3 protein-coding genes and 1 pseudogene are annotated in these 2,916 nt (G+C 66.3%); all 4 read right to left on the reverse strand.

All coding sequences use genetic code 11. The features are described from left to right. Positions 1 to 697 (reverse strand): precorrin-3B C(17)-methyltransferase (locus tag E5W70_RS29650; protein WP_292664841.1); only part of this gene is annotated, 697 nt, incomplete at its 3' end. Next, positions 694 to 1,452: a precorrin-2 C(20)-methyltransferase gene (locus E5W70_RS29655; protein WP_292664842.1), complete on the reverse strand. Its 759-nt coding sequence runs from the start codon at positions 1,450 to 1,452 to the stop codon at positions 694 to 696. The genes E5W70_RS29655 and E5W70_RS29650, both read right to left, overlap by 4 nt. Continuing rightward, entirely contained in the window at positions 1,449 to 2,090 is a 642-nt protein-coding gene (locus E5W70_RS29660) for a precorrin-8X methylmutase (RefSeq protein WP_292664843.1), read from the reverse strand. The genes E5W70_RS29655 and E5W70_RS29660 overlap by 4 nt, the downstream gene beginning before the upstream one ends. A 2-nt stretch (positions 2,091 to 2,092) precedes the next feature. Further along, a pseudogene (locus E5W70_RS29665) lies at positions 2,093 to 2,916 on the reverse strand (precorrin-3B synthase); the annotation flags it as partial.

Raw genomic sequence — 2,916 nt, forward strand, 5'->3', positions numbered from 1 at the left:
TCCTGGTTTCCGGCGAGCCGATGATGATGCAGGTCGCCATGTCGGCCTTCGCGGCATCGGCGTCGGCCAGTAGAAAAACCTCGATGCGCTCGTCGGGACGGCCGGCGGCGCGGCCAAAGATCACCGGCGTGGTGCCGGGCAGGATCGCCGACAGGCATTCGAAGGCGCGGCCAAGCTGCCAGGGGCGTGCCTTGCTGATCGGATTGTAGAGCGCGATGACTAAGCCGGCGCCCGCCGCAGCAAGTAGGCGTAGCTCGATCAGGTCCCACGGCTTCAGATTGTCGGACAGCGAGATGGCGCAGAAATCATGGCCGAGCGGCGCGCCGATGCGGGCGGCGACGGCGAGCATGGCGGTGATACCGGGCACGATGGCGATGTCGACCGCGCGCCATTCGGGTGGGCCCGCCTCTATCGCCTCGCAGACGGCTGCCGCCATGGCGAAGACGCCGGGATCGCCGCCCGATACGACGGCGACATCGTGGCCTTCCGCGGCCTTCAGCAGCGCGTCCCTGGAGCGGGCGAGTTCCTCGCGATTATCGGAAGCGAGGCGAATCTGGTCGGGGCGCAGATCGAGCCGGTCGAGATAAGGCTTGTAGCCATAGAAGAATTTCGCCTCGGCAACGGCGCGGCTGGCTTCCGGCGTCACCTGGTCGGCATTGCCTGGCCCGAGGCCGATGACGGTGAGACGGCCGCTCATGCTTCGGCTCCCAATGCGCTTGGCCGGCCCGACCAGCCGGCCACCAGCACGATGGCGAAATAGGGCGCCTGGTCGTCCCTTTTGTCGGCCAGCCGCATCGAGACGCCGCCCGGCATGGTGCCGCGCTCGACATAGATGGCCCGCGCCAGCTTGTCGGTTGCCTCCAGCGCGCGCCTGATCTTGGGCAGGTTGCGGCCGACCTTCATGATCACCGCGGCATCGGTGTCGGCGAGGCGGCGCGTCAGCTCGAATTCGCTCATCGTGCCCGGCAGTACCGTCAGCACGTCGTCGCCCTGGACGATCGGCAGGCCGGTCGCCGACCAGCAGCCGGACATGGCGGTGACGCCGGGAATGACTTCGGTCGGAAAGCGGTGCGCTAGCCGGACATGCAGATGCATATAGGAACCGTAGAAAAGCGGATCGCCCTCCGAGAGCACCGCAACCATCCTGCCGGCGCTGAGGTGCTCGGCAACCTTTTCGGCCGACTGCTCGTAGAAATCCGTGATCTGCGACCGGTAATCGCCGTGGTCCTTGTCGATCTCGGTGGTCACTGGATAGAGCAGCGGCAGTTCGATCAGATCAGGACGAAAATGCGTGCCGACAATGGCGCGCGCGTTGCTGTTGTTGCCGCGCTTGGCGAAATGCGCAACGACATCGGCCTCGGCCAGCGCGCGCACCGCCTTCAGGGTCAAAAGTTCCGGGTCGCCAGGACCGGTGCCGACGCCGACCAGCCGACCTTTTGCAATCGCATTCATAGGCCCGGCCTCGCCAAAGCGTTGAGGGCGGCGGCGGTCATGGCGCTGCCGCCCAGCCGGCCGCGCACGATGGCGTAAGGCACGCCATAGGAATTTTCGGCCAGCGCATCCTTCGATTCAGCGGCGCCGACAAACCCAACCGGCATGCCGATGATCGCCGCCGGCTTTGGCGCGCCGTCGCGCAGCTTTTCCAGCAGATAGAAAAGGGCTGTCGGCGCATTGCCGATGGCGACGACCGAACCGGCCATTCGCTCGCCCCACAGGTCGATCGCCGCGGCCGAGCGGGTGTTGCCGATCTTTTTCGCGATGTCGGCAGTCCGCGGATCGCGCAGCGTACAGATTACCTCGTTGCCGGCCGGAAGCCGGGCGCGCGTGACGCCATGCGAGACCATCTGCGCGTCGCAGAAGATCGGCGCGCCGGCCCCCAACGCCGTGCGCGCGGCGGCGACGAAATCGCTCGAGAAAACGAAGTGCCGCGCAGCCTCGACCTGGCCGCAGGCGTGGATCATGCGGATAGCGACGTCGGCCTCGGCATCGGAAAAGCGCGTCAGGTCGGCCTCGGCGCGGATAATGGCGAAGGAGCGCTCGTAGATCGCCGTGCCATCATGGATGTAGTCGTAGGCGTTCTGGGCGGGCATGCTCATTCCTGTCGGTAGATTTCGGTGATGCCGTCCGCGCCGAGCCTTGCCAGGCAAGCGGAAGCAGTTTCGCCGGGATGTCGTGCGCTGCGGATCGCCGCTGCAATGCGGCCGATGCCGTGCGCAGCGTCGTAGCCCGGCCTGTATCCGGCAGGCAATGCCTTTGCCGTCCCGTCCACGACAAGTCCGGCTCCGTTTTCGCCGCCGACCAGGGTCAGCGCTGCCGGGCCGGGATGGGCGCAGCCCTTGGCGCAGCCGGAGATGTGCAATGTGAGCGAGGAATCGAGGATGTCGCGGTTTTCCACGGCGATGGTCTCGGCGATGTCGCGTGTCGCGATGCGGCCCGAGGCACAGGCGGGTGCGCCGGGGCAGGCGGCGATTTTCGTGCGCGGATCAGCTGCGTCGGTGACAAAGCCGAGGATTGCGGCGGTTTTCTGGAGTGAAAGACATGCGGCTGGGGAGAGGCCAAGCAAAAGCAGCGCGCGACTTGCCGCCAAGCGGATTTCAGTGGCGCCGAGGGTGAGGGCGTATTGGGTGAGATCGGTAAGTTTTTGCGCTGGCATGCTGCCGAAGGGCAGGCCGATGCCGAGGGCGGTTGCGGTGCCGTTGAGAGGGGAGAGGCCAATCGGCGAAGGCGTTGACTCGGACAGTTTGAGAGGCAGGCGATCCTGCACACCCCCCTCTGTCCTGCCGGACATCTCCCCCGCAAGGGGGGAGATTGCGCCCTCATCTCGGTTTTCGCCAATTTCTGCCGAGGAAGAGCTGGCGGTAAAGCTGCCGATCTCCCCCCTTGCGGGGGAGATGTCCGGCAGGACAGAGGGGGGTG

It is taken from the genome of Mesorhizobium sp. (assembly GCF_005063415.1).
GTDB lineage: Bacteria > Pseudomonadota > Alphaproteobacteria > Rhizobiales > Rhizobiaceae > Mesorhizobium.